Origin of the sequence: Roseateles sp. (assembly GCF_049240545.1) — a bacterium.
GTDB lineage: Bacteria > Pseudomonadota > Gammaproteobacteria > Burkholderiales > Burkholderiaceae_C > Paucibacter_A.
On record NZ_JBMLSK010000222.1, the window covers coordinates 1 to 1467 of the forward strand.

At 59.0% G+C, this 1467-nt stretch carries 1 protein-coding gene and 1 pseudogene; both read right to left on the minus strand.

Features of this window, described 5'->3' with window-relative positions:
* Window positions 1-224 (minus strand): annotated as a pseudogene (locus ACOVRJ_RS15660) (tripartite tricarboxylate transporter substrate binding protein); the annotation flags it as partial.
* Complete coding sequence (locus ACOVRJ_RS15665) at window positions 221-1402, minus strand: acyl-CoA dehydrogenase family protein (protein WP_422044764.1); 1182 nt, start codon at window positions 1400-1402, stop codon at window positions 221-223. The gene ACOVRJ_RS15665 and the pseudogene ACOVRJ_RS15660, both read right to left, overlap by 4 nt.
* Between the last annotated feature and the right edge of the window lie 65 nt (window positions 1403-1467).

Consider the following 1467-nt stretch of genomic DNA (forward strand, 5'->3'; position numbering starts at 1 on the left):
CCGATCAGGCTGCCCGCACCCGCTCTGTTTTCCACGACGATCTGCTGACCCAAGGTGGCCCCAAGCTCTGCTGAAAGCGCACGTGCGACCAGGTCGGTGCTGCCAGCCGCGGGAAAAGGCACCACAAGCTTGATGGGGCGGTCGGGGTAAGAGGCGAGCGCAGAACCAGCGCTGCCAGCGCAAGTGACCAATAGGATGGTGCTGAATATGCGAGAGAGGGTCATTTTTTGTCTCCTGGAGTTGATGAAAGAAAGCGACGTCCCAGCGTGGCCCGATGCAGTTCGGATGCACCGTCGTATATGCGGAAAGGGCGCAATTCCCGCAATATCATCGCCACAGGTGCGTCTTCAGACATGCCGAGAGCGCCCATGAGCTGTGCTGAACGGTCCGCAACACGGTAAAGCGCCTCAGACACGAATACCTTGGCCATCGCCGATTCGGTTTTGACAGACAGGCCAGCATCCATGCGGGCGGCACAGTCCAATGTGGTCAGCCTGCAGGTGTGCAAATCCATGTGACAGTCAGCCACCATGGCCTGCACCTGCTGCAAGTCAGCGAGACGGCGTCCGAAGGACTGACGTTCGTTGACATAGATCTGCGCCAGCTCCAGTGCGCGCCGAGCGCGGCCGATCAGTCGCATGCAATGTGAAAGACGTGCAGGCTCCAAGCGCTCCTGCGCATAACGCAGTCCTTGGCCAACCTCTCCGAGCACGGCTTCGTCAGTCACAAAGCACTCTTCGAAGACGATCTCCCCGTGGCCGCCAATGGCGTAAGGGTCAACGGCTGGGATACTGCGTAAAAGCTTGTAGCCAGAATTTTTCGTTTCGACGATGAATTGCGTTGGGCCGTCTTCTGTCTGCGCCAGCACAATCGCAAAGTGCGCGCCGACTGCACCGGTGATGAACCACTTGTGACCGTTGATCAGCCACCCGCCTCTGCAACGTTTTGCTCGCGTTTGCAGCATGGATGGGTCTGATCCCGCTCCAGGTGCGGGCTCCGTCATGGCGAAACACGAGCGTAGCTGACCAGCGGCGAGAGGTTCGAGGTACATGCGCTGCTGAGTGGGCGTTCCCTGGCGCAGCAGACTGATCATGTTGGGTTGATCGGGTGCCGCGCAATTCAGCGCGCCCGGTGCCAGGTAACTGCGACCCGCCTCCTCCAGGACAGCGCTGCGCTCAACCCATGTCAGTGCCAAGCCACCGAGTTCACGAGGCAGCTGTGGCAAGTACAGCCCATTGATCTGTGCAACAGGTCGCAGTTCAGAAAGAGCCTCATCCAGAGCCTCTGGACAATGCATATGTGCTCTGGACTCGCGTGGAATGGCATGTTGCTCGACAAAGTTGCGCATGCGCTCGCGCATCAAGCCGATCTGCGGGTCGCGCTCAACTTCATGCAAATTCATCGGACGGCGGCTTTTTCATGTTCGCGCAGCGTCAGCTTGGCGATGTTGAGTTGATGAATCTGGCT

What these genes read in the sequence shown, in the direction of transcription:
- ACOVRJ_RS15665 (WP_422044764.1), bottom strand. Translation starts at nt 1,402, where the DNA reads ATGAATTTGCATGAAGTTGAGCGCGACCCGCAGATCGGCTTGATGCGC.